General features: G+C 67.9%; 21 protein-coding genes and 1 tRNA gene. 14 read left to right on the forward strand and 8 right to left on the reverse strand.

Features of this window, described 5'->3' with window-relative positions:
- Positions 1–3: 3 nt before the first annotated feature.
- Positions 4–1,593, forward strand: coding sequence for a helicase HerA-like domain-containing protein (locus RMCN_RS01410; protein WP_067386685.1), 1,590 nt, complete (start codon positions 4–6; stop codon positions 1,591–1,593).
- Positions 1,594–1,670: 77 nt separating this feature from the next.
- On the opposite strand, the gene cmrA is transcribed toward RMCN_RS01410, so the two are convergent.
- Positions 1,671–2,477: a mycolate reductase gene (gene cmrA, locus RMCN_RS01415; RefSeq protein ID WP_067386687.1), complete on the reverse strand. Its 807-nt coding sequence runs from the start codon at positions 2,475–2,477 to the stop codon at positions 1,671–1,673.
- A 26-nt stretch (positions 2,478–2,503) separates the two neighbouring features.
- Here cmrA and RMCN_RS01420 point away from each other — a divergent pair, with 26 nt between their 5' ends.
- The gene (locus tag RMCN_RS01420; protein ID WP_067386689.1) at positions 2,504–3,814 is read left to right on the forward strand and encodes an MFS transporter; all 1,311 of its coding nucleotides are present in this window, start codon (positions 2,504–2,506) and stop codon (positions 3,812–3,814) included.
- Here the strand turns inward: RMCN_RS01420 and RMCN_RS01425 are convergent.
- Complete coding sequence (locus RMCN_RS01425) at positions 3,811–4,596, reverse strand: MmpS family transport accessory protein (RefSeq protein ID WP_084377007.1); 786 nt, start codon at positions 4,594–4,596, stop codon at positions 3,811–3,813. The genes RMCN_RS01420 and RMCN_RS01425 overlap by 4 nt on opposite strands.
- A 125-nt stretch (positions 4,597–4,721) precedes the next feature.
- Between RMCN_RS01425 and RMCN_RS01430 the strand changes: the two genes are divergently transcribed.
- The 3 genes from RMCN_RS01430 (at position 4,722) to RMCN_RS30930 (ending at position 7,054) form a co-directional block, all read left to right on the forward strand.
- Positions 4,722–6,563 carry an alpha/beta hydrolase family protein gene (locus RMCN_RS01430; RefSeq protein WP_067386694.1) on the forward strand — a complete coding sequence of 614 codons (1,842 nt, stop codon included), beginning with the start codon at positions 4,722–4,724 and terminating at the stop codon, positions 6,561–6,563.
- Between the two features lie 92 nt (positions 6,564–6,655).
- Positions 6,656–6,865 carry a hypothetical protein gene (locus RMCN_RS01435; protein ID WP_064414672.1) on the forward strand — a complete coding sequence of 70 codons (210 nt, stop codon included), beginning with the start codon at positions 6,656–6,658 and terminating at the stop codon, positions 6,863–6,865.
- A gap of 33 nt (positions 6,866–6,898) precedes the next feature.
- A complete protein-coding gene (locus tag RMCN_RS30930) occupies positions 6,899–7,054 on the forward strand; it encodes a DUF6131 family protein (protein WP_165595612.1) in 156 nt (51 codons plus the stop codon).
- A 16-nt stretch (positions 7,055–7,070) separates the two neighbouring features.
- On the opposite strand, the gene RMCN_RS01440 is transcribed toward RMCN_RS30930, so the two are convergent.
- Positions 7,071–7,679: an SACE_7040 family transcriptional regulator gene (locus RMCN_RS01440; RefSeq protein ID WP_064414671.1), complete on the reverse strand. Its 609-nt coding sequence runs from the start codon at positions 7,677–7,679 to the stop codon at positions 7,071–7,073.
- A 116-nt stretch (positions 7,680–7,795) separates the two neighbouring features.
- On the opposite strand from RMCN_RS01440, the gene RMCN_RS01445 reads away from it, so the two are divergent.
- The 9 genes from RMCN_RS01445 (at position 7,796) to RMCN_RS01485 (ending at position 17,807) form a co-directional block, all read left to right on the forward strand.
- Positions 7,796–9,346: a carboxyl transferase domain-containing protein gene (locus tag RMCN_RS01445; RefSeq protein WP_064414707.1), complete on the forward strand. Its 1,551-nt coding sequence runs from the start codon at positions 7,796–7,798 to the stop codon at positions 9,344–9,346.
- Between the two features lie 4 nt (positions 9,347–9,350).
- Positions 9,351–11,345 carry an acetyl-CoA carboxylase biotin carboxylase subunit gene (locus RMCN_RS01450; protein ID WP_067386696.1) on the forward strand — a complete coding sequence of 665 codons (1,995 nt, stop codon included), beginning with the start codon at positions 9,351–9,353 and terminating at the stop codon, positions 11,343–11,345.
- 28 nt (positions 11,346–11,373) lie between these two features.
- Positions 11,374–12,537 carry an acyl-CoA dehydrogenase family protein gene (locus RMCN_RS01455; protein WP_064405635.1) on the forward strand — a complete coding sequence of 388 codons (1,164 nt, stop codon included), beginning with the start codon at positions 11,374–11,376 and terminating at the stop codon, positions 12,535–12,537.
- On the forward strand, positions 12,537–13,025 hold the full coding sequence (locus tag RMCN_RS01460; RefSeq protein ID WP_064350350.1) for a MaoC family dehydratase: 489 nt from the start codon (positions 12,537–12,539) through the stop codon (positions 13,023–13,025). Before RMCN_RS01455 ends, RMCN_RS01460 begins: the two co-directional genes overlap by 1 nt.
- Complete coding sequence (locus RMCN_RS01465; protein WP_067386697.1) at positions 13,025–13,834, forward strand: HpcH/HpaI aldolase/citrate lyase family protein; 810 nt, start codon at positions 13,025–13,027, stop codon at positions 13,832–13,834. The genes RMCN_RS01460 and RMCN_RS01465 overlap by 1 nt, the downstream gene beginning before the upstream one ends.
- Positions 13,835–14,062: 228 nt before the next feature.
- Complete coding sequence (gene pdhA / locus RMCN_RS01470) at positions 14,063–15,172, forward strand: pyruvate dehydrogenase (acetyl-transferring) E1 component subunit alpha (protein WP_067386699.1); 1,110 nt, start codon at positions 14,063–14,065, stop codon at positions 15,170–15,172.
- A 1-nt stretch (position 15,173) separates the two neighbouring features.
- Entirely contained in the window at positions 15,174–16,241 is a 1,068-nt protein-coding gene (locus RMCN_RS01475) for an alpha-ketoacid dehydrogenase subunit beta (protein ID WP_067386701.1), read from the forward strand.
- Positions 16,238–17,410: a dihydrolipoamide acetyltransferase family protein gene (locus RMCN_RS01480; protein WP_067386703.1), complete on the forward strand. Its 1,173-nt coding sequence runs from the start codon at positions 16,238–16,240 to the stop codon at positions 17,408–17,410. Before RMCN_RS01475 ends, RMCN_RS01480 begins: the two co-directional genes overlap by 4 nt.
- Before the next feature lie 16 nt (positions 17,411–17,426).
- A complete protein-coding gene (locus tag RMCN_RS01485; protein ID WP_067386705.1) occupies positions 17,427–17,807 on the forward strand; it encodes a YchJ family protein in 381 nt (126 codons plus the stop codon).
- A 1-nt stretch (position 17,808) separates the two neighbouring features.
- On the opposite strand, the gene RMCN_RS01490 is transcribed toward RMCN_RS01485, so the two are convergent.
- The 5 genes from RMCN_RS01490 to RMCN_RS01510 all read right to left on the reverse strand — a co-directional run bounded on the left by RMCN_RS01490 (position 17,809) and on the right by RMCN_RS01510 (position 21,395).
- Positions 17,809–18,561, reverse strand: a complete 753-nt coding sequence (locus RMCN_RS01490; RefSeq protein ID WP_067386707.1) for an enoyl-CoA hydratase — start codon at positions 18,559–18,561, stop codon at positions 17,809–17,811.
- 30 nt (positions 18,562–18,591) lie between these two features.
- Positions 18,592–18,924: a hypothetical protein gene (locus tag RMCN_RS01495; protein ID WP_110765724.1), complete on the reverse strand. Its 333-nt coding sequence runs from the start codon at positions 18,922–18,924 to the stop codon at positions 18,592–18,594.
- A gap of 104 nt (positions 18,925–19,028) precedes the next feature.
- Positions 19,029–20,465: a PE-PPE domain-containing protein gene (locus RMCN_RS01500; RefSeq protein WP_067386709.1), complete on the reverse strand. Its 1,437-nt coding sequence runs from the start codon at positions 20,463–20,465 to the stop codon at positions 19,029–19,031.
- A 65-nt stretch (positions 20,466–20,530) separates the two neighbouring features.
- Entirely contained in the window at positions 20,531–21,283 is a 753-nt protein-coding gene (locus tag RMCN_RS01505) for an acyl-[acyl-carrier-protein] thioesterase (RefSeq protein ID WP_067386712.1), read from the reverse strand.
- Between the two features lie 38 nt (positions 21,284–21,321).
- Positions 21,322–21,395, reverse strand: a tRNA-Arg gene (locus tag RMCN_RS01510).
- Positions 21,396–21,478 lie beyond the last annotated feature (83 nt).

Here is a 21,478-nt window from a genome sequence, read left to right on the forward strand (position 1 = left end):
GCCATGGCCAGTGAGTCCACGTCCACCCCGGCACAGCAGATCGCAGCGGGTTACGCGGCCGAGGGAGCCGCTCTGGAGCTCGGCGCGGTCGTCGTCGACGGGGTGTGCGACCCCACCGCCCTGGTGCGGATTCCGCTGGCCACCGTCAACCGCCACGGGCTGGTGGCCGGCGCCACCGGCACCGGCAAGACGAAATCTCTTCAGGTGCTGGCCGAACAGCTCTCGGCGGCGGGCGTGCCATGCGTGATGGCCGACGTCAAGGGGGACCTCTCGGGGCTGTCGCGGCCCGCCGAGCCCAACGACAACCTCACCGCCCGTGCCGCCGACACCGGCGACGACTGGGCGCCGACGGCCTATCCGGTCGAGTTCCTGTCGCTGGGCACCGCGGGAATCGGGGTGCCGGTGCGGGCGACGATCTCCAGCTTCGGGCCGATCCTGCTGTCGAAGGTGCTCGGGCTGAACGCCACGCAGGAGTCGACGCTGGGCCTGATCTTCCACTGGGCCGACCAGCAGGGACTCTCGCTGCTCGATCTCAAGGACCTGCGCGCGGTGATCCAGTACCTCACCAGCGACGAGGGCAAGCCTGAGCTCAAGGCGCTCGGCGCGGTGTCCAGCACGACCGCGGGGGTGATCCTGCGGGCGCTGATCAATCTCGAGGCCGACGGCGGCGACACGTTCTTCGGCGAGCCCGAACTCGAGCCCGAGGACCTGCTGCGGGTCGACGAGCAGGGCCGCGGCGTCATCACGCTGTTCGAGCTCGGCAGCCAGGCCGCACGTCCGGTGATGTTCTCCACCTTCCTGATGTGGGTGCTCGCCGACCTGTTCGCGACGCTTCCCGAGGTCGGCGACCTCGACAAACCGAAGCTGGTGTTCTTCTTCGACGAGGCCCATTTGTTGTTCGCCGACGCGTCCAAGGCCTTCCTCGAACAGGTCGAGCAGACCGTGAAGTTGATCCGTTCCAAAGGAGTCGGCGTGTTCTTCTGCACGCAACTGCCGACCGATGTGCCCAACGACGTGCTTTCCCAACTGGGTGCCCGTATTCAGCACGCGCTGCGCGCGTTCACTCCCGACGACGACAAGGCGTTGGCCAAGACCGTGCGAACGTACCCGAAAACCGATGTGTACGACCTGAAGTCGGCCTTGACGTCGCTCGGTACCGGCGAGGCGGTGGTCACCGTGTTGTCGGAGAAGGGCGCTCCGACCCCGGTGGCGTGGACCCGGATGCGAGCCCCGCGCTCGCTGATGGACACCATCGGTCCCGAAGCGATTTCCGCCGCCGCGAAAGCCAGTGCCCTGCAGGCGGAATACGGCCAGACCATCGACCGCGAGTCGGCCTACGAGCGGCTCAACGCGAAGCTGGCCCCGCCACCCGAGCCCGAACCCGCGCCGCAGTACGACGAGGCACTGCCGCCTCCGCTGCCTCCGGCCGGTGACGTGAGCGCACGCGACTCCGTCGAGCCCTCGATGGTGGAGAAGGTGGTGAGCAGCCCGGCGTTCAAGAGCGCGATGCGTTCGGCGGGCACGGTGATCGGCCGCGAGATCACCCGCAGCATCTTCGGCACCGGCCGCAGGCGCAGCCGGCGTCGCCGCTGATTCGGTTCGCGAAACTGTATTCCAGCAGCTTTCGCTGACGGAATACAGTTTCGCGGCGGGTGAAGCGGGAACGAGCCTTAGCCGCCGCCGAGCTTTTTGTATACGGCGCCGACGATCGGCGTCACGATCGCCCGCGGCGTGTACCCCGCCGCAACCGACATCGCCTTCGACGTCACCCCGGGCACGACGCGCATCTTGTTGCGCTCCAACGCATCCAACGACTGCCTGGCGGTGTACTGCGTCGAAATCCACAGAAAGTCCGGAATCAGCTTCTCCACCAAGGACTGCTCGTCGGGGTTCGGCAGCGCCTCGCGCACGGGGCCGGGCGCCAGCAACGTCACGTGCACCCCGTCTTTCTTGAGCTCACCGCGCAGCGACTCGCTGAACGTGTTGACGAACGCCTTGCTCGCGGCATAGGTCGCGTTGTTGGGGATCGGTGAATTGCCCGCTGCCGAGCCTGAAATGAGGATCCCGCCGGCCTTGCGCTGCACCATCCCCGGCACGACCGCGAGCACGAGATCGTGCACGCCCAACACGTTGAGCTGAACCTGCGCCTTTTCGTCCGCAGGGTCCAGTGAGGACACCGGACCGAACGTCGCGGTGCCCGCGTTCGCGCACAGGATCGAGATGTTGCGTGTCGCCAGCTCCTCGCACAGCTTCGTACGCTCGCTGGGGTCGGCCAGATCGACGGGACGCACCTCCACCGTCACGCCGTACTGCTGGACGAGGCGGTCGGCCAGGGTACGCAGCACCTCTTCGCGGCGCGCGGTGAGGATCAGGTGATGTCCGCGGGCGGCGAGTTCGGTGGCCAGCGACTCGCCGATGTTCTGAGATGCGCCGGTGACCACCGCGCGGGCGTCGGCGCTGGGTGCGGGTACTGGCATGCGCCGGACTATATCGTGGGCGGACCATGAGCGACCCACCCGATTCCGGCCCGCCCGCTGCGGCGCGTCGCCAGGTCATCTCGTGGGCGCTGTGGGACTTCGGCGCGACCGGTTTGAACGCGGTGGTCGTGACCTTCGTGTTCTCGATCTACCTGACCAACACCGTCGGCGACGATCTGCCCGGCGGTGTCAGCGCCACCAGCTGGCTGGGCTGGGCGCTCGGTGCGGCCGGCGTGGTCGTCGCGCTGCTGGCGCCGGTGACGGGGGTGTGGGTCGACGCCCCGTGGCGGCGGCGCCGCGTGCTGGGCGTGCTCAGCGCGCTGGCGGTTGTCCTGATCGCCTCGATGAGTTCGGTCCGCGACGACTACCGCTACCTGGCGCTGGGTCTGGTGCTCCTGGGTTGCGCGTCGGCGTGCAACGAACTCGCCACCGTGCCCTACAACGCGATGCTGCGCCAACTGTCGACACCGCAGACCTCCGGCCAGATCTCCGGATACGGCCTGGGTTTGGGCTATCTCGGCAGTGTCACGTTGCTGTTGGTGGTGTACTTCGGGTTCATCTCCGGTGACGGAGGATTGCTCGGTCTACCGGTCGAGGACGGCGGAAACGTCAGGGCCGCCATGGTTTTCACGGCCCTCTGGTTCGGGCTCTTCGCGCTGCCGGTGCTGATCGCCGGGCCCAGTGCCAAACCCGACCCCTCAGAGCAACGTCAGACCGTCGGATTCATCGGCGGGTACCGCAAGCTGTGGGCGGACATCCGCAGCGAATGGCGGCGTGATCACAACGTGGTGTACTACCTGCTGGCCAGTGCGGTGTTCCGCGACGGCCTGACGGGGATATTCGCGTTCGGGGCGGTGCTGGGCGTTCGGGTCTACGGCGTCTCCGAGGCCGATGTGCTGCTGTTCGGGGTGTGCGCCAGCACCGTCGCCGCCGCCGGCGCGATAGGCGGTGGGTTTCTCGACGACCGGTTCGGCGCCAAACCCGTCATCGTCGTCTCGCTGAGCGGGATGATCGCGGTCGGCCTCACCTTGATGTCGCTCAACGGGGTACTGGCGTTCTGGATCTGCGGGCTGCTGCTCTGCCTGTTCATCGGGCCCACACTGTCCGCCGCGCGCACGCTGATGCTGCGGATGTCCGCCCAGGGCAAGGAGGGCGTCGCGTTCGGCCTCTACACCACCACGGGCCGCGCTGTGTCATACCTTGCGCCCATGCTGTTCTCGGTCTTCATCGCGGTGTTCGGCACCGACCGTGCCGGGATGGGCGGGCTGGTCGTCGTCCTCGCCGCCGGCCTGATCGCGATGCTCGCCGTGCGCGTTCCGCGGCGTGCGCCGGCCTAACCGCTGGCCGTGCAGATCGTCAGGCCCGCCCCGGTGCGCCTCTGCACCACCGAGCCGTCGACTGAGATCGAACAGTTCACTTCGCGACCGACGTTGATGATGCTGATGCTCGCCGTCGCGGCCGCGGACTCGGACAACTCCACTTCCTTGCTCCAGGGCAGCATCACGTTGAACTCGGTCTGCAGCAGACCGCCGGTGTCCACGTAGGTGATGTTGATGGCGCGCCCGGAACCGCTGACGACGTAGACGACGCTCTGGGTGAGACCGGGGGTGGTCGTGCCGGGCGCGCCGGGCGTGCTGGGGTCGGTGGGGACCGCGGGCACGGTGGGCCGCGTCGTCCGTGGAACGGTCGGGCGCGGCCCTGTCGTCGGGATCGGGGTGGTGAAGTCGGGTTCCTGCATCGGGGGCGGCGCGACGACGGTCTGCTGTTGCGAACTGTTGACGACGACGAGCGCGATCACCAGGCCGAGCACGGTCAGTACCGCGACACCCGCGGCGACCCACAACCAGCGGGGTGACTTCGGTTCCTCGGGCTCCGGTGGCGGATCACCCGACGGGTAGGGCGCCCCGTACTGGTCCGAGCCGTAGGCCTCGTACCCGTATGCGCCGTACGTCGGCAGATGCTGCGTCGGAGCAGGTTGGGGCGGTGCCTGATAGGTGGGGCCGTACGCCTGGCTCGCGTATGCCGGGTCGCTGTATCCGGAGTAGCCGTGACCCTGCGGTTGGTCCCCGCGGCCGAAACCCGACTGCTCGTCGCGGCCGGGCTGTGGTGTACCGGTCATACCCACCTCATGGGTGCGAGGGTACCTGTGCGACCGCCCAACAGGCGCGGGTCGTCAGTGGACTTGCCTGGGTAGGCACAATTGGTCCGGTGGGAGAGCAGGTTCGCAGAGTCTACGGCGCATCCATGTCGCCGGACGCCACCGCGTTCGCACATCTGGTCGACGACGGTGGCTTTCCGCGCGCAGTGCAGCGTTTTCTGCGTGGCTGGCGGGCAAGCTCATCGCGAGACGTCGATCTGCCGGTCGAAGGCCCGGTGACGCGGGTCCTGCATTCGGCCGACGGCCACTGGCTGGCATGCGAAGTCGCTCCCGAGGGCAGCACCCGCACCCAGATCTGGGTCGTGACAACCGATCCCGACGACCGCGACGCCCGCCGCATCGACTCGTGGGCGCCCGGGGCGCCCGAGGGCACCGCCGAGCTGATCAACTGGGACGGCACCCTGGTGGCCGCGATCCTCACCGGCGAGGACGGCGTCGGTAGCTCGTGCCTGATCGACCCGGCCACCGGCCACACCACCGTGCTCGACCGCCGCTCGGGCGGCCGTCTGGTCGACGCCTGGGCGGGTGCCGCGCTCGTGCGGGTCGGACCGCGCGGCTACCGGGACCTGATCATGCTGCGCGGACGCACGGAAACCGCATTGCTCCCATACGATCCAGGGTCGACCACCGACACCGGCGTCATCCTCGACGACCACTACGCGCGCCGGCTGCGCGCCGGGCTGGAAGGCGAGCTCACCAGGCTGTACCAGCCGGCGAGCACCTACGACGCAGACAGCACCGAAGGTTATGTGCGAGCCCTGGTCCGCAGCGAAAACGGCACCGAACATGCCCGACTTCTCGAGGTGACGGTCACCGCCGACGGGGTGGCCTACCAGGTCATCGCCGAAAACCCCGGTTATGAACTCGACGAGTTCACCGTGAGCGATGATCTGTCGACCGTGGCGATCCTCTGGAACATCCACGGCGCCAGCGAATTACAGATCATCGAACGTACCGACTACACCCTCCAACCGCCGGTCCCGCTGCCGGGGATGGTGGCCAGCCAGCTGAGCATCAGCGCCGGCGGCTCGATGCTGGCCCTGACCGTCGAAGGCCCGTCCACCCCGCCGACCGTCGAACTGGTCGACCCGCGTACCCGGGAGTGGGAGATCGTCGACCGCGAACCCAGCTCCGGGCCGGTGGCGCCGGACCCGACGCTGGAGACGGTCACGGCGCGCGACGGCCTGGAGTTCTCCGGGTGGCTCTTCCGGCCGCGTGACGGGGTCCCGGTGATCGGCGCGATGCTGTTCCTGCACGGCGGCCCGGAGGGGCAGGGGAGACCCGGCTACAACGAGTTCTTCCCGGCCCTGCTCGAGGAGGGCATCAGCGTGTTCCTGCCCAACGTCCGGGGCTCGGGCGGGTTCGGCAGGACGTTCATGCACGCCGACGACAAGGAGCGACGGTTCGCCGCGATCGACGACGTGGCCGACGCGGTCGCCTACCTGGTCGAGCGTGATGTCGCGCCGGCCGACCGGATCGCCTGTTGCGGATGGTCCTACGGTGGCTACCTGACGCAGGCGGCGCTCACCTTCCACCCCGACCGGTTCGCGGCGGGAATCAGCATCTGCGGTATGAGCGATCTGAACACCTGGTACCGCAACACCGAACCGTGGATCGCCGCGGCGGCATATCCGAAGTACGGTCACCCGATCGGTGACCGCGAACTGCTGGAGCAGCTATCGCCGTTGCAACGTGTCGACGCGATGACCGCACCGTTGCTGTTGGTGCACGGCGCCAACGACACGAACGTGCCCCCCAGCGAATCTCAGCAAATGTTCGAAGCGCTGCAGGCACTTAACCGGAAAGTCGAACTGCTCATGTTCGACGACGACGGACACGAGATCGATCGCCGCGAGAATCGCGCGGTACTGGTCAAAGCCATGCGCGAGTGGCTGATTGCCGCTTTTCGCCCGCATCCGGATTCGTGACCGAATCGTTCTCCGCAGCCACGTTTACCGAAATTGTCTGCAGGGTAAACGCTGCGCACGCGCCGTAACGGCGCGACAAAGGAGGCGCAGCAATGCGAGGAGGCGGAGTTCTCGGCGTTTTGGTGCTCATCTGGTTGCTGATCGGTGCATTCGCCGCATACCAGCGCGGCTACTTCGAAACCAGTGAAACCAATTGCGCGACAGCGGGAAGCATCGCTTTGACAGTGGTGGCCGGCCCGCTGAACTATGCGGGCGTCAACCCCAAGGTTGAGGCCTGCAACATCCCGGAACCCAGCCAGTGACAACTGGCACTTGCCAATTCGAAAGGAATGCTAATGATCATCCTCGGAGCAATTCTTCTCATCCTCGGACTGATCTTCGGAATCAACATCCTGTGGACCATCGGCATCGTGCTCATGGTCATCGGAGCGGTGTTCTGGATTCTGGGGTCCATGGGCCGTCCCGTCGGGGGCAGGCGCGCCTGGTATTAACCGGGGCTAGAGGCGCCTAAGCGTCCCGCGCGGCCGAGGTCAGCGCCGCGACCGTCATCGCTTTCAAGACGGATCGCGGCCTGGCCTCGGCCGTTTTCGTGGCGCCGGACGGCAGGGCGTGTGGCGTCGAGTTCAGCAGCCCGAACGTCGCGTGGGCCATCAACCGGGCATCGGCCTCCGCCAACGAGCCGTCCAACCGCCGGAGCACATCGACCCAGATCTCGACATACTGCCGTTGCGCCCGGCGCACCTGCCGTTTGGCGGTAGGCGGCAGGTTCGCTAGATCACGATCCTGAATGCGGATGAGATCGGACTCCCCGAGGGCGAAGTCCAGATGGAAGTCGATCAGGCCGTTCAGCGCGGAGGCGGGATCGTCGGCGTGCGCGACGACCTCGGTGGCGCCGGCCAGCAGGCGGGTGCTGATGCCGACCAGTAACTCGACGAGCAACGCCTCCTTGTTCGGGAAGTGCCGATAGATCGCCGGTCCGCTGACGCCGGCCGCCGCACCGATATCCTCCAGCCGCACCGCGAGGTAGCCCCGTTCGGCAACCAGTCGTTCCGCCGCGGCGATCAACTGGGATCGCCGGTCCGACTTGGCCTTGCTGCGTTTGGTGCTCGTCGGCATCTCAGGGACTGGAGTTGAAGACACCGCGCCTCCCGCCCGCCTGTAGACATCTGGAGTTAATCGTGACTAACATACCACCAGTTATTCGTCATTAACTCAACGAAATGGGTTTTCCGATGGCATCGCGGCCTTCACATCGCGAGGAACATCTCGCGCTGGTCGACGAATTGCGTTCCAAGCTCGCCGCGGCCGCCCTCGGCGGGCCCGAGCGGGCCCGCGAGCGTCACGTCAGCCGCGGCAAGCTCTTGCCGCGCGACCGCGTCGACGGCCTACTGGACCCGGGCAGCCCCTTCCTCGAGCTGTCGCCCCTCGCCGCCGACGGTATGTACGACGACGAGTGTCCGGGAGCGGGCATGATCACCGGGATCGGTCGCGTATCGGGACGCGAATGTGTGATCGTCGCCAACGACGCAACCGTCAAGGGCGGCACCTACTATCCGATCACCGTCAAAAAGCATCTACGGGCTCAGGAAGTCGCGGGCCAGAACCGGTTGCCGTGTATCTACCTGGTCGACTCGGGTGGGGCGTTCCTGCCGCGCCAGGACGAGGTGTTCCCCGATCGCGAACATTTCGGCCGCATCTTCTACAACCAGGCCACTCTGTCAGCCCAGGGAATTGCGCAGATCGCCGCGGTGCTCGGATCCTGCACTGCCGGTGGCGCATACGTGCCCGCGATGAGCGACGAGGCCGTGATCGTGCGCAATCAGGGCACGATCTTCCTCGGGGGCCCACCGTTGGTGAAGGCGGCGACGGGTGAGGTGGTCACCGCCGAGGAACTGGGCGGTGGTGACCTGCATTCGAAGACCTCCGGTGTGACAGACCATTTGGCGCATGACGACCGCGACGCACTACGCATCGTGCGCCGCATCGTGGCCACCCTCGGCCCGCGCGAGCCGCTGCCCTGGGACGTTCGGCCGACCGTGGACCCGGTGGCTGATCAGCACGAGCTCTACGACGTGGTGCCGGTGGACTCACGCGTTCCCTACGACGTGCACGAGGTCGTCACCCGCATCGTCGACGGCGGCGAGTTCGCCGAATTCAAGGCCGAATACGGCAGTACCCTGGTCACCGGGTTCGCCCGCATCCACGGGCATCCGGTCGGCATCATCGCCAACAACGGCGTGCTGTTCGGTGAATCCGCTCTCAAGGGGGCCCATTTCATCGAGCTCTGCGACAAACGCAACACTCCGCTGGTCTTCCTGCAGAACATCTCCGGGTTCATGGTGGGCCGTGATTACGAAGCGGGCGGCATCGCCAAGCACGGCGCGAAAATGGTCACCGCGGTCGCGTGCGCGCGGGTGCCGAAGTTGACGGTGGTGATCGGCGGCTCGTACGGGGCGGGCAACTACTCCATGTGCGGGCGCGCGTATTCGCCGCGGTTCCTGTGGATGTGGCCCAACGCCCGCATTTCGGTGATGGGCGGCGAGCAGGCCGCATCGGTGCTGGCGACCGTGCGCGGCGAGATGACCGCCGAGGAGGAGGAGAACTTCAAGGCGCCGATTCGCGCGCAGTACGAGCACCAGGGCAATCCGTACTATTCGACGGCCCGGCTGTGGGATGACGGGGTGATCGACCCCGCCGACACCAGAACGGTTCTCGGACTGGCACTCTCGGCGGTCGGTCAGGCGCCGCTCGAGTCCATCTCCTACGGCGTGTTCCGGATGTGAGGACATGAACTTCGATACCGTCCTTGTCGCCAACCGAGGCGAGATCGCCGTGCGCGTCATCCGCACACTGCGGGCCATGGGCATCCGGTCGGTCGCGGTGTTCAGCGACGCCGACGCGGGTGCCCGTCATGTCGCGGAGGCCGACGTCGCGGTGCACATCGGACCGTCGGCGGCCAGGGAGAGCTACCTCGACATCGAGGCCGTGGTCTCAGCGGCCCGACGCACCGGCGCCCAGGCCGTGCATCCGGGTTATGGATTCCTCTCGGAGAACGCGCAATTCGCCGCGGCACTACAGGACGCGGGAATCGTGTTCATCGGTCCGCCGGTCGGCGCCATCCAGACCATGGGCGACAAGATCGCGGCCAAGGCGGCGGTGTCGGCGTTCGGGGTTCCGGTGGTGCCTGGCGTTTCGCGCCCCGGCCTGTCTGACGACGATCTCGTCGCCGGCGCCGACGAGGTCGGTTACCCCGTGCTGGTGAAACCCTCGGCCGGTGGCGGCGGCAAGGGCATGCGCGTCGTGCACGAGTCGGGCGAGTTGCCGGCCGCGCTGGCCAGCGCGCGCCGGGAGGCGGCCGCGGCGTTCGGTGACGACACGCTGTTCCTGGAACGGTTCGTGTTGAATCCGCGCCACATCGAGGTGCAGGTGCTCGCCGACGGCTACGGAAACGTGGTGCATCTCGGCGAACGCGAATGCTCCCTGCAGCGCCGCCACCAGAAGGTCATCGAGGAGGCGCCCTCACCGCTGCTGGACGAGGCGACGCGGGCGAGAATCGGTGCGGCGGCGTGCGATACCGCGCGCAGCGTCGACTACACCGGGGCGGGCACCGTCGAGTTCATCGTGTCGGCCGACCGGCCCGACGAGTTCTTCTTCATGGAGATGAACACCCGTCTTCAGGTCGAGCACCCCGTCACCGAGATGGTCACCGGGATCGATCTCGTCGAACAACAGGTGAGGATCGCCGCGGGGGAGAAGCTGTCGATCGCGCAGGACGACATCTCGATGAACGGACACGCGATCGAGGCCCGGGTCTACGCCGAAGACCCCGGACGCGGATTCCTGCCCACCGGTGGCCGCGTGCTGGGTCTTGCCGAGCCGGAGGGCCCCGGCATCCGGGTTGATTCGGGGTTGGCGCCGGGTTCGGTGATCGGCAGCGACTACGACCCCATGTTGTCGAAGATCATCGCGCATGCCGCCGACCGGGCGGCGGCCCTCCGGGCGCTCGATCGGGCGCTGGCGCACACCGCGGTACTGGGTGTCACCACCAACATCGAATTCCTGCGGTTCCTGCTCGCCGATCCCGACGTCGCGGCGGGCCGCCTCGACACCGGTCTCCTGGATCGTCGCAGCCCGGACTTCCGCCCCGCGTCCGCCGAGGACGTCGACCTGGTCGCCGCCGCGGCGTACATATGGCTGCGCTCGTGGCCCCAACCGGTCGGCGACTTGTGGGCGGTCCCCTCGGGTTGGCGGATCGGTCGCCATGCGCCGACAACGTACCGGCTGCAGTCCGGTGAGCGCGTCGAGCACGTCCGCCTCACCGGCACACCGTCGGCGGGCAGTGCGGCGATCGAGGACGGTCCGCCGCGTCCGCTGTCGGTATCGCCGGCCGACGAGCGACTGGCGGTCACGTTCGACGGGATGGTCACCGACTACGTCGTGGTCGCCGCCGACCACCGGATCTGGCTGGCGGGCGCAGGCCGCACCGTCGCGGTCGACGAGGTCCGCGAAGCGCCGGTGCGACCCGACGACGCGCACAGCGGTGACGCGGAACTGACCAGCCCGATGCCGGGTTCCGTGGTGGCCGTGGGGGTGCGCGACGGCGATCGGGTGACGACGGGCACCGTCGTGGTGACCGTCGAGGCCATGAAGATGGAACACGCGCTGAGCGCGCCGGTCGACGGCGTGGTGGAACTCCTTGTCGCCGAAGGCGATCAGGTCAAGGTAGGGCAGCCGCTGGCGAAGGTCATCGCGGACCCGACCGTCGAGAAGGAAGAATCATGACCCCAGCGAGAAGCGGAGCGGATCGCGCATGAATAACGTTCTAGCCACCGGGACACTTCCCGACCACTACGAGCAGCTGGCCAAGACGGTCCGCGACTTCGCCCAGAGCGTGGTTGCGCCCGTCGCCGCCAAACACGACGAGGAACACTCGTTCCCGTACGAGGTCGTCGCGGGAATGGCCGATATGGGACTGTTCGGCCTGCCGTTCCCCGAAGAGTACGGCGGTATGGGCGGCGACTACTTCGCGCTGTGCCTCGCGTTGGAGGAACTGGGCAAGGTCGACCAGAGCGTGGCGATCACCCTGGAGGCGGGGGTGTCGCTGGGTGCGATGCCGGTGTACCGGTTCGGCAGCGAGAAACAGAGGCAGGAGTGGCTGCCGCTGTTGGCGAGCGGTAAGGCGCTCGGCGCGTTCGGCCTCACCGAGGCCGGTGGCGGTAGCGATGCCGGCGCCACCAAGACCACCGCCCGTCTCGACGACGGCCACTGGGTCATCAACGGCTCCAAGCAGTTCATCACCAATTCGGGCACCGACATCACCAAGCTGGTGACGGTGACGGCGGTGACCGGCGAGAAACCCGATGGCAAAAAGGAGATCTCGTCGATCCTGGTCCCGGTGCCGATCGACGGCTTCACCGCCGAACCGGCGTACAGCAAGGTCGGCTGGAACGCCTCCGACACCCATCCGTTGAGCTTCGATGACGTGCGCGTGCCGGAGGAGAACCTGCTCGGTGAGCGCGGCCGGGGATATGCGAACTTCCTTCGGATCCTCGACGAGGGCCGCATCGCGATCGCCGCGCTGTCGGTGGGCGCCGCGCAGGGGTGTGTCGACGAATCGGTCAAGTACGCCAGGGAACGCGAAGCGTTCGGCGCCGCCATCGGCAGCTATCAGGCGATCGCCTTCAAGATCGCGCGCATGGAGGCCCGAGCCCACGTCGCCCGCACGGCCTACTACGACGCCGCCGCGCTGATGCTGGCCGGAAAGCCGTTCAAGAAGGCGGCGTCCATCGCCAAGATGGTGGCCAGTGAGGCCGCGATGGACAACGCCCGCGACGCCACCCAGATCTTCGGCGGCTACGGCTTCATGAACGAGTACTCCGTCGCGCGGCACTACCGCGACAGCAAGATCCTCGAAATCGGCGAGGGCACAACCGAAGTGCAGTTGATGCTGATCGGGCGGGAGCTGGGCCTGTAATGAGTGAGAAGAAGATCGTCGTCCAGCGCGGGTTGTGGTACGAGGAGTTCGAGCCCGGCGTGCTCTACCAGCACCGCCCGGGGCGCACCATCACCGAGGCCGACAACGTCTTGTTCACGACGTTGACGATGAACACCCAGGCACTGCATCTGGACGCCGCGTTCTCCGATGCCTTGCCGCCGTTCAACCAGCGGCTCGTCAACTCGATGTTCACGCTGTCCACCCTGGTGGGGCTATCGGTGGCGCAACTGACGCAGGGCACCATCGTCGGCAACCTCGGTTTTGGCGAAATCGCCTTTCCGAAGCCGCTTTTCCACGGCGACACGCTGTACGCGGAGTCCGAGGTGCTCGAGAAGCGTGAGTCGAAGAGCCGGCCGGGTGAGGGCATCGTGACGTTCTCCCACGTGGGCCGCAACCAGCACGGTGACGTCGTCGCGACCGCGTCGCGCAAGACCATGGTGCGCAAGCGCCCGGAGGGAGAGGCGTAGTGGCGCTCGCGACAGGACCCGCGTGGCTGTTCTGCCCGGCCGACCGCCCGGAACGGTTCGAGAAGGCCGCCGCGGCAGCCGATGTCGTGATCCTCGACCTCGAGGACGGCGTCGCCGCCAAGGATCGGGAAGCCGCTCGCGCGGCACTGATCGAAACGCGTCTGGACCCGGACCGGACTGTGGTGCGTGTCAATCCCACCGCCACCGCCGATCATCCGCTCGACCTCCAGGCGCTCGAAAAGACCGACTACACCACGGTCATGCTCGCCAAGACCGAGGATCCCCAGCAGGTACGCGACCTGGCGCCGCGCAATGTCGTTGTGTTGATCGAAACCCCGCTCGGGGCGCTCGCCGTGACGGATCTGGCGCGCATCGACAACACGGTCGCGCTGATGTGGGGGGCCGAGGATCTGTTCGCGGTCACCGGCGGCACCTCCAACCGCTATCCCGACGGCAGCTACCGGGAGGTGGCGCGGCACGTGCGATCGCAGACGCTGCTAGCGGCCAAGGCCTACGGTCGGCTCGCGCTGGACTCGGTGTACCTCGACATCAAGGACCTCGACGGTCTGCGTGGCGAGGTCGACGATGCGGTGGCGGTGGGCTTCGACGTGAAAGTCGCGATCCATCCGTCCCAGGTCGCGGTGATCCGCGAGGGCTACACACCGACGCCCGATCAGGTGCAGTGCGCGAAAGCAGTTCTGGCCAGGGCGGCAGACGAGCGCGGTGTGTTCGCCCACGACGGGGTGATGGTCGACATGCCGGTGCTTCGGCGCGCCGAACGCATCGTCGGCCTGGCCCCGCGCGACTGACACGTCGCCGCCGCGACACGTCTGCTCGGAGAATCGGCGATCGCCGGGGCGCAGGCATAATGGTGGAAGCCCCAGCACTGCGGCGAGCAGAGCGCATCGTCCAGCCAGCGCCCCACCCCGGCGGTGGCTGACAGCCTCTACACCAGAGGTCTTGCTCGACCCGCCCCCGTGCTGAGCACCTCAGTCGCCTGACGGCGCGATCCGCCGTCAGTGACCCTAGGAGGCGGTATGGCAGGGACCGTTTCGGCACCCCTCGAGTCGCGCGACGTCGACCTGGAGCCGGTTCAACTGATCGCCCCGGACGGGACGCCGACCTCCTCGAGCGCGGCCTCCCGGTACCGCCGAGACCTTCCACCCGAGACGCTCGCCTGGCTCTACGAGACCATGGTGGTCACCCGCGACCTCGACGGCGAATTCGTCAACCTGCAGCGCCAAGGTGAACTGGCGCTGTTCGCGTCCTGTCGGGGCCAGGAGGCCGCACAGATCGGCGCCGCGGCGTGCCTGCGCAAGACCGACTGGCTGTTTCCCCAGTACCGCGAGATCGGCGCCTTTCTGGTCCGCGGCATCACGCCGGCGCAGATCGCCGCCGTGTGGCGGGGTAAGTGGCACGGCGGACTGGGCTTCACCGACAAATGCGTCGCCCCGATCGCGATCCCCATCGGCACCCACGGGTTACATGCGGTCGGCGCCGCGATGGCGGCCCAGCGACTGGGCGAGGACTCGGTGACGCTGGCGTTCGTCGGCGACGGGGCCACCAGCGAGGGTGACGTCCACGAGGCGCTGAACTTCGCCGCGGTGTACCGGGCGCCGTGTGTGTTCCTCGTCCAGAACAACCAGTGGGCGATCTCGGTGCCGGTTTCGGCGCAGATGGCCGGGCCGTCGATCGCGCATCGCGCCATCGGCTACGGAATGCCGGGGGTCCGTGTCGACGGCAACGACGTGCTCGCGTGCTTCGCCGTCACCGCTGAGGCCGCGCACCGGGCCCGCGACGGCGGCGGTCCGACGCTCATCGAGGCCGTCACCTATCGGATGGGCCCGCACACCACCTCCGACGACCCGAACCGGTACCGCAGCCGCGAAGAGGTGCAGCAGTGGGCGGCCCGCGACCCGATCGCGCGCTACCGGACGTATCTGCAGTCGGCCGGAGTGTGGACCGAACGGCTCGAGGAGCGGGTCAGGGCCAGATCGAAACGACTGCGCGCCGACCTGCGGGACGCGGTCGTCGGCGCCGAGGACTTCGACGTCGCCGAGGTGTTCGACGCGGTTTACCACGACATCACGCCCGACCTCGCCACCCAACGCGAGCAACTCGCCGCCGAACTCGCGAAGGAGGCGTGACATGACGCAGATCATCGAGCGGCCACCGATGTTCGGCGGGGACGAACCGCGCGATCCGCTCTTGACGCCCGTCCCGACGGTCACCGAGACGCCCACCCTGACCATGGCGCAGGCCATCAACCGCGCATTGCACGACGCGATGGCCTCCGACGAGCGGGTGCTGGTGTTCGGTGAGGACGTGGCGATCCTCGGCGGCGTCTTCCGGGTCACCGAGGGCCTTGCCGAAACCTTCGGCGCCCAGCGGTGTTTCGACACGCCACTGGCCGAGTCGGCCATTGTCGGGATCGCGATCGGAATGGCCGTCCGCGGCCTGATCCCCGTGCCCGAGATCCAGTTCGACGGGTTCGCCGCACCGGCTTTCGACCAGATCGTCAGCCACTTGGCGAAATACCGGACCCGCACGCGCGGGGACGTCGACATGCCGGTGACGATCCGCATCCCCTCCTTCGGGGGGATCGGCGCGGTCGAGCACCATTCGGAGTCGACCGAAACCTACTGGTTGCACACCGCGGGTCTGAAGGTTGTGGTGCCCTCGACGCCGTCGGATGCGTACTGGCTGCTGCGGCACTCGATTACCAGCCGCGACCCCGTCATCTATCTCGAGCCCAAGCGCCGGTACTGGGCCCGCGGACCGGTCGACACCTCGACACCAGGCCTGCCGCTGGGTCGGGCGGCGGTACGGCGCAATGGCACCGACGTCACCGTGGTGACCTACGGCCCGCTGGTGGCCACCGCGCTGAGCGCCGCCGACGTCGCCGCCGAGCAGCACGGCGCCAGCCTCGAGGTGATCGACCTGCGAACGCTCAATCCGCTGGATTTCGAGGCGATTTCGGAATCGGTGCGGCGCACGGGCCGGGTCGTCGTGATGCACGAGGGCCCGCGCACGCTGGGGTTCGGCGCCGAGCTGGCGGCACGCATCTCAGAGGAGTTGTTCTACGAGCTGGAGGCCCCGGTGCTGAGGGCGACCGGATTCGACACGCCGTATCCGCCTGCGCGGCTCGAGAAACTCTGGCTGCCAGGGGTCGATCGACTGCTCGACTGTGTCGAGCGAACGTTGGAGCAGCCATGACAGTGATGGACTTCCTGGTGCCCGACCTCGGCGAGGGCCTCGAGGACGCGACGATCACCGCGTGGAGCGTGGCGGTCGGCGACGACGTCGAACTCAACCAGACGCTGTGCACGGTCGAGACCAACAAAGCCGAGGTCGAGATTCCCAGCCCGTATGCGGGCACAGTGGTCGAACTGGGCGGGCGGGAAGGCCAGACGCTCGCGGTGGGCGCGACTCTGGTGCGCATCGCGACCGAGGTCGAACCGCCCGCCCAGAAGCGCAAGCCCGTGCTGGTCGGGTACGGCACCGACGCGGCGATGGACCACAGCAGGCGAGCGGCGGCACCGCCGCACCGCGTGCGCGCCAAGCCGCCGGTGCGCAAGCTGGCCGCGGAGCTGAACGTGGACCTGGCGGCGCTGACGGGCTCCGGGCCCGACGGTGTGATCACCCGCGAGGATGTGCTCGCTGCGGCGGGTAGGTCCGCGCCGAGTCCCGACATGATGACGGTGGGCGGCGTGCAGGCCGAGATGGCGCGTCGAATGACGATGTCGCGCAAACAGATCCCCGATGCACACACCGCCGTGCAGGTGGACGGGACCAATCTGCTGCGGCTACGCGATCACCTGCGCGACCGAGCCGGTCAGGACGCGCCGATCACGCCGTTCGTGCTCACGCTGCGACTACTGACCATCGCCCTTCGGCATCACCCCACCTTGAACGCCACGTGGGTGGACACCACCGACGGTGCGCAGATTCATCTGCATCCGGCGGTGCACCTCGGGTTCGGCGTCGCGGCACCACGTGGCCTGTTGGTGCCCGTCGTCAGTGACGCCCACCTCAAGACCACTCGTCAACTCGCGGACGAGGTGGCACGGCTGATCCGGGGTGCGCGCGCCGGCACGCTGAAACCGACCGAACTGCAGGGCTCGACGTTCACCGTGTCGAACTTCGGTGCGCTCGGCCTCGACGACGGCGTGCCCGTCATCAACTATCCCGAAGCCGCCATCCTGGGTGTCGGCTCGCTCAAACCTCGCGCGGTCGTGGTCGACGACGCGGTCGTCGCGCGGCCGACGATGAACATCACCTGCGCGTTCGACCACCGGATCGCCGACGGTGCGCAGGTGGCGGCGTTCCTGTGCGAACTGCGCGATCTCATCGAAGCGCCGGAGACGGCATTGCTCGATCTGTAGCGGGCATGATTCGGCCATGGCGCAAAGTGACAACTGTCCGTGCGGCAGCGGTGAGCTGTATTCCGCATGCTGCGAACCACTGCACGACGGTGCACGCGTCGCGGCGACAGCCGAGGAATTGATGCGTTCGCGCTACGCCGCGTTCGCCAAAGGTGTTGAGGATTACCTCTTTACAACGTGGCATCCACGGACGCGGCCACTCGATGTCACCGTCGATCGCGAGATGGCCTGGACCGGGCTCGCGATCAGCGATGTGGTCGCGGGCAGCGAAGGCGACCAGCACGGCGAGGTCGAGTTCACGGCCCGTTACATCCACGCGGGCCGGCCAGGGGCGATGCACGAACGCAGCCGGTTCGAGCGCCGCGCGGGCCGCTGGTTCTACGTCGACCGCATCTAGCTCACTTGCGTTGTGCGGCCGCCAGACGCTGCTGGAATTCGGGGGAGCGGATCGAGGTGGCCTGCGGACCGAGTTCGGTGTCGACCGCGATGCGGTGCTGGTCGATGTCGACGACGCCGGGGTTGGCCGTCGCCCTCATCGACGCCTTGGTCGCGAGCACCACCTCGCGCGGTGCGCCCGCCGGTCCCCGGGCCAGCTCCTTCGCCGACGCCACGGCATCTTCGGCGACCTGCAACGCCAGGCCGTACCGGACCGCGGCTTCGGCGTCGAACCGCATGCCGAACAGCAGTGACGCGCGGGCGGCCTGCGGACCGATCGCTCGCTGCAGCATCCAGGTCGCCCCTCCGCCGGGATGGATTCCCAACTTCTGGAAGCGCGGGTCGAACAGGGCTGCCGCCCCGGCGATACGCACGTCGGCCGCCAGAGCCAGGTTCAATCCGGCTCCGACGGCAGCGCCGTTCACCGCCGCGATGGTGGGCAGTGCGCAGTTGGCGACGGCGAGGAAGCCGTCGTAGATCTTGCGCAGCCCGTCCTCGGTCGCCGAACCGAGCGCGCTCAGATCCGCGCCCGCGCAGAACGCCTTGCCCGCCCCGGTGACGATAACGGCGTGCACGTCCGGGTTGGCCTCGGCCGCGTCCACGGCTTCGCGCAGCGCGGCAGACATCTCGAACGTGACCGCGTTGCGGCGCTCCGGGTCGTTGACGGTGAGGACGGCGACGCGGTCCTCGACATGGATCAGTACCGGATCAGTCACCGGCTCAGCCTAGTGACCCGTGCGCGGACGTCAGTGGGCGACGGTGAGCGTGACGTTGTGCAGCGCCACCGCGACATCGCTGGGCAGGATGTCGACGAACGTGGGTACGTCGCGGATCGCGCCACCCGAGGCGATCAGATTGCCGGGGTAGCTGGGGCTGCACGGGAAGTTGTGGCAGCGATACCAGAAGCCCGGTGCGCTCTGGTACGGAAACATGCTCGGCGCCTGGTCCACTCGGTACCGCCCGGGCTCGATCGACGCGGTGGTCCAGCCCGGCCGCGGATTCGTGCTCACGTTGAAGACGCCGTTGCTGCCGTAGCTCGGCGGGCCGGCGTGTGCGGGCGACGCGAGCGCGAGGGCCATAGCGCCGGCCGACACGGCTGCAGCGATGCCGCGGCTCGAGTTCACGCCGCCGAGTCTATCGACCGATCGCCCCGGCCAGGGAGATATCGCCTGACGGGTGACGGTCAAGCGGCGGCGTCGGCCCCCGTACCCCCGCCCTCGCCGGGCGCACCCGTGTCGCCGCCGGTGGGGTCGTTTTCGGCATCGCTTGCCGAACCGGGTTGCGTCGTGTCGACCGTGACGACGGAATCGTTTTGGCGCTGATCGCGTTTCGGGCCGAAGTTGTCGCGAAGCCGGCCCGGCAGGGCTCTCACGCTGTCGCGTAGCACGTTGAGCTGCGGGCGGCGCTTCTGCGCGGTCTCCGGATCGCCTGCGCCGGGCCGTCGAGGCGGCTCTGCCGTGGCCAGCCGTGTGGTCTCGGTCTGCCGCTGCGTTGTCTCCGGTTCGACGGCCGGCCCCGCGTCCACCGTTGCGTCCTGCTCCGCCGTCATCTCCGGTTGCACCGTCGGCCGCGGCGAGGCGGCCGCCGACAGACCCTGCAGGATCGCACCGGGAACCTTCACCGCGGTGGCCAACAACTCGTCGGGCGGGGGAGCGAGCCGGGCTGGGCGGTAAGCGCTCGGATCCCGGGGGATCGGATTGCCGCCGTAGTAGGCCGAGTCGACGGCCAGCTTCAGCACCGGCCCGGTGAGCTCGGCCAATTGATCGCCGAAGACGTCGCGGATCAGCCGGGTCAGCGGAAGCTCTTCGGCGGTGTACGTGACGTAGGTGGTGTTGTCCCGTGTGGTGACGTAGGCCGTGATCCTGTCTTCGGGGGGAGCACTGCACTGCGCGTCGGGGCAGTCGAGGACGGCGCCGCTCACGAGGATCGCGCAGGTGTTGGCGTCGCACTCGACGGTCGGGTTGCCCTCGGCGTCCACCGGGAGCGCGCGTTCGGACTGGTTCAGCCGCGTGTAGAGGTAGCCGACCAGCGAGTTGACCGCGGCCACCGGGTTGAGCACGTCGGCGGGGGCGTTGGAGTTGTAGTCGTACTCGTAGCCGGTGTTGACGACGCGCAGGGCTGGGACGTCACTCGGGGTGGGGATCGGGTTCACTCCGATCAGCGCGAACCACGGATACCGGGTGCCGAAGCCGCCGTCCGGGCGTGCGACGTCGTTGTCGAGGATGAAGACGGTGTCCTTCAGATCCGACCGGTTGCGCAGTAGCAGCAAACTGGCGTTCGCCGCGCCCCAGCCGGAAGCCAGCACCGCGTTCTGTTCGCCGGCGTTGTCGCGCAGAGCCTGTTCGATACCGGCGGGACCGGTGCGGAAGTCGACGTAGACGATGTCTTTCCCGTCGACCCCCGTGTAGACCGGATCGGTGAACTTCCCCTCGAAGAAATCGGCGACGCCCGCGCCGGTCGGATTGGTCGAGCTGCCGACAACGATGAGCGCAGTCAGATCCACGAGAGACGCCGAAATGGACGCCGGCTGGGTGGCTGCCAGCCCGACGACACTGGTCGCGACGCCGACGGCCGCCACCCCCGTCGCGACCCGAGTCCATCTTTTGCCCGATTTGACCATCCGCGGTCCTCCCACCCAATGCGCAGCAAACACGAGCGCTGTGTGGGCCGATAGTACGCGAAGGGCTACATCTTGGCGATCAGAGCGGCCGCGCGAACGTCGTCGTCGACGGTCAGCGTGATCTGGACGGCGTCGCCCCGGCGCGCCCAGCGGATGGTCACGTCCTCGCCGTAGCGGATCGGCCTGCGATATTCGACCACCGCGCGGTAGGGGGCGCGGCAGACGTCGGGGACGTGCGCCATCACCTCGTGGATGGCGTGCCAGTAGGCGGTGTTGGTGACGTGCTCGAAGATGTCGATGTCGGTGCGGCGTAGCGGGAACGCGAGGTCCTCGTCGGCGTCCTCGAGATTGGTCAACCAGGGCCGCCATTTGAGCCGGAGTTCGTCGGTGGTGGTGGCGAACCGGGCGATCAGGGAGTCCGAGGCGCGCTGCGGCGTAAGGGTCTTGCTGTTGATGGCGATCCAGAAACCCTCGGTCTCGATGCGGCCGCCGTCGCTGCCGACCAGGTCGACGCGCATCGTGCACCACCGGGTCGACAACGCGGAGCACCAGCGGCTGAACGAGATCTCGTTGGGGAACTCGATCGGCTCGATGACGTCGATGACCGTGCGTTGGACGAGCCAATGGGGGTGGTCGTCGGCCTCGCCGGCGTCGACGAGGTTCTCGGCCCCGACCTCCTGGATGTAGCGCGCAACGCCGTCGAGGCGCAGGTGCAGGTCGCCGTCGATGTCACCCGTGGCGACCCGCCACGCTGTGCGATAGACGTATCCGGTGTCCGGCAGCGGGCTGAGCCGGTGCTCGACATCGTTGGTTGGCATCGGGTCAAGTATCGGCCGAGACAAAAATCCGCGATGAGCGCCCCCGGCAGGAATCGAACCTGCGACCTAGAGATTAGAAGGCTCTTGCTCTATCCAACTGAGCTACGGAGGCAACGTCACGAGAGTCTATCGCCTGGGCGTGCGAGCTCACGGATTAAAGCCGCCTCGCACCCTCGTACCGCCGACTAGCGTGGT

The organism is Mycolicibacterium novocastrense, assembly GCF_001570485.1.
Lineage (GTDB): Bacteria > Actinomycetota > Actinomycetes > Mycobacteriales > Mycobacteriaceae > Mycobacterium > Mycobacterium novocastrense.

Excerpts from the sequence above, each read along its gene's own strand:
- RMCN_RS01410 (WP_067386685.1), top strand. The coding sequence starts at position 4 with ATGGCCAGTGAGTCCACGTCCACCCCGGCACAGCAGATCGCAGCGGGT.
- cmrA (WP_067386687.1), bottom strand. The coding sequence starts at position 2,477 with ATGCCAGTACCCGCACCCAGCGCCGACGCCCGCGCGGTGGTCACCGGC.
- RMCN_RS01420 (WP_067386689.1), top strand. The coding sequence starts at position 2,504 with ATGAGCGACCCACCCGATTCCGGCCCGCCCGCTGCGGCGCGTCGCCAG.
- RMCN_RS01425 (WP_084377007.1), bottom strand. The coding sequence starts at position 4,596 with ATGACCGGTACACCACAGCCCGGCCGCGACGAGCAGTCGGGTTTCGGC.
- RMCN_RS01430 (WP_067386694.1), top strand. The coding sequence starts at position 4,722 with ATGTCGCCGGACGCCACCGCGTTCGCACATCTGGTCGACGACGGTGGC.
- RMCN_RS01435 (WP_064414672.1), top strand. The coding sequence starts at position 6,656 with ATGCGAGGAGGCGGAGTTCTCGGCGTTTTGGTGCTCATCTGGTTGCTG.
- RMCN_RS30930 (WP_165595612.1), top strand. The coding sequence starts at position 6,899 with ATGATCATCCTCGGAGCAATTCTTCTCATCCTCGGACTGATCTTCGGA.
- RMCN_RS01440 (WP_064414671.1), bottom strand. The coding sequence starts at position 7,679 with ATGCCGACGAGCACCAAACGCAGCAAGGCCAAGTCGGACCGGCGATCC.
- RMCN_RS01445 (WP_064414707.1), top strand. The coding sequence starts at position 7,796 with ATGGCATCGCGGCCTTCACATCGCGAGGAACATCTCGCGCTGGTCGAC.
- RMCN_RS01450 (WP_067386696.1), top strand. The coding sequence starts at position 9,351 with ATGAACTTCGATACCGTCCTTGTCGCCAACCGAGGCGAGATCGCCGTG.
- RMCN_RS01455 (WP_064405635.1), top strand. The coding sequence starts at position 11,374 with ATGAATAACGTTCTAGCCACCGGGACACTTCCCGACCACTACGAGCAG.
- RMCN_RS01460 (WP_064350350.1), top strand. The coding sequence starts at position 12,537 with ATGAGTGAGAAGAAGATCGTCGTCCAGCGCGGGTTGTGGTACGAGGAG.
- pdhA (WP_067386699.1), top strand. The coding sequence starts at position 14,063 with ATGGCAGGGACCGTTTCGGCACCCCTCGAGTCGCGCGACGTCGACCTG.
- RMCN_RS01475 (WP_067386701.1), top strand. The coding sequence starts at position 15,174 with ATGACGCAGATCATCGAGCGGCCACCGATGTTCGGCGGGGACGAACCG.
- RMCN_RS01480 (WP_067386703.1), top strand. The coding sequence starts at position 16,238 with ATGACAGTGATGGACTTCCTGGTGCCCGACCTCGGCGAGGGCCTCGAG.
- RMCN_RS01485 (WP_067386705.1), top strand. The coding sequence starts at position 17,427 with ATGGCGCAAAGTGACAACTGTCCGTGCGGCAGCGGTGAGCTGTATTCC.
- RMCN_RS01495 (WP_110765724.1), bottom strand. The coding sequence starts at position 18,924 with ATGGCCCTCGCGCTCGCGTCGCCCGCACACGCCGGCCCGCCGAGCTAC.
- RMCN_RS01500 (WP_067386709.1), bottom strand. The coding sequence starts at position 20,465 with ATGGTCAAATCGGGCAAAAGATGGACTCGGGTCGCGACGGGGGTGGCG.
- RMCN_RS01505 (WP_067386712.1), bottom strand. The coding sequence starts at position 21,283 with ATGCCAACCAACGATGTCGAGCACCGGCTCAGCCCGCTGCCGGACACC.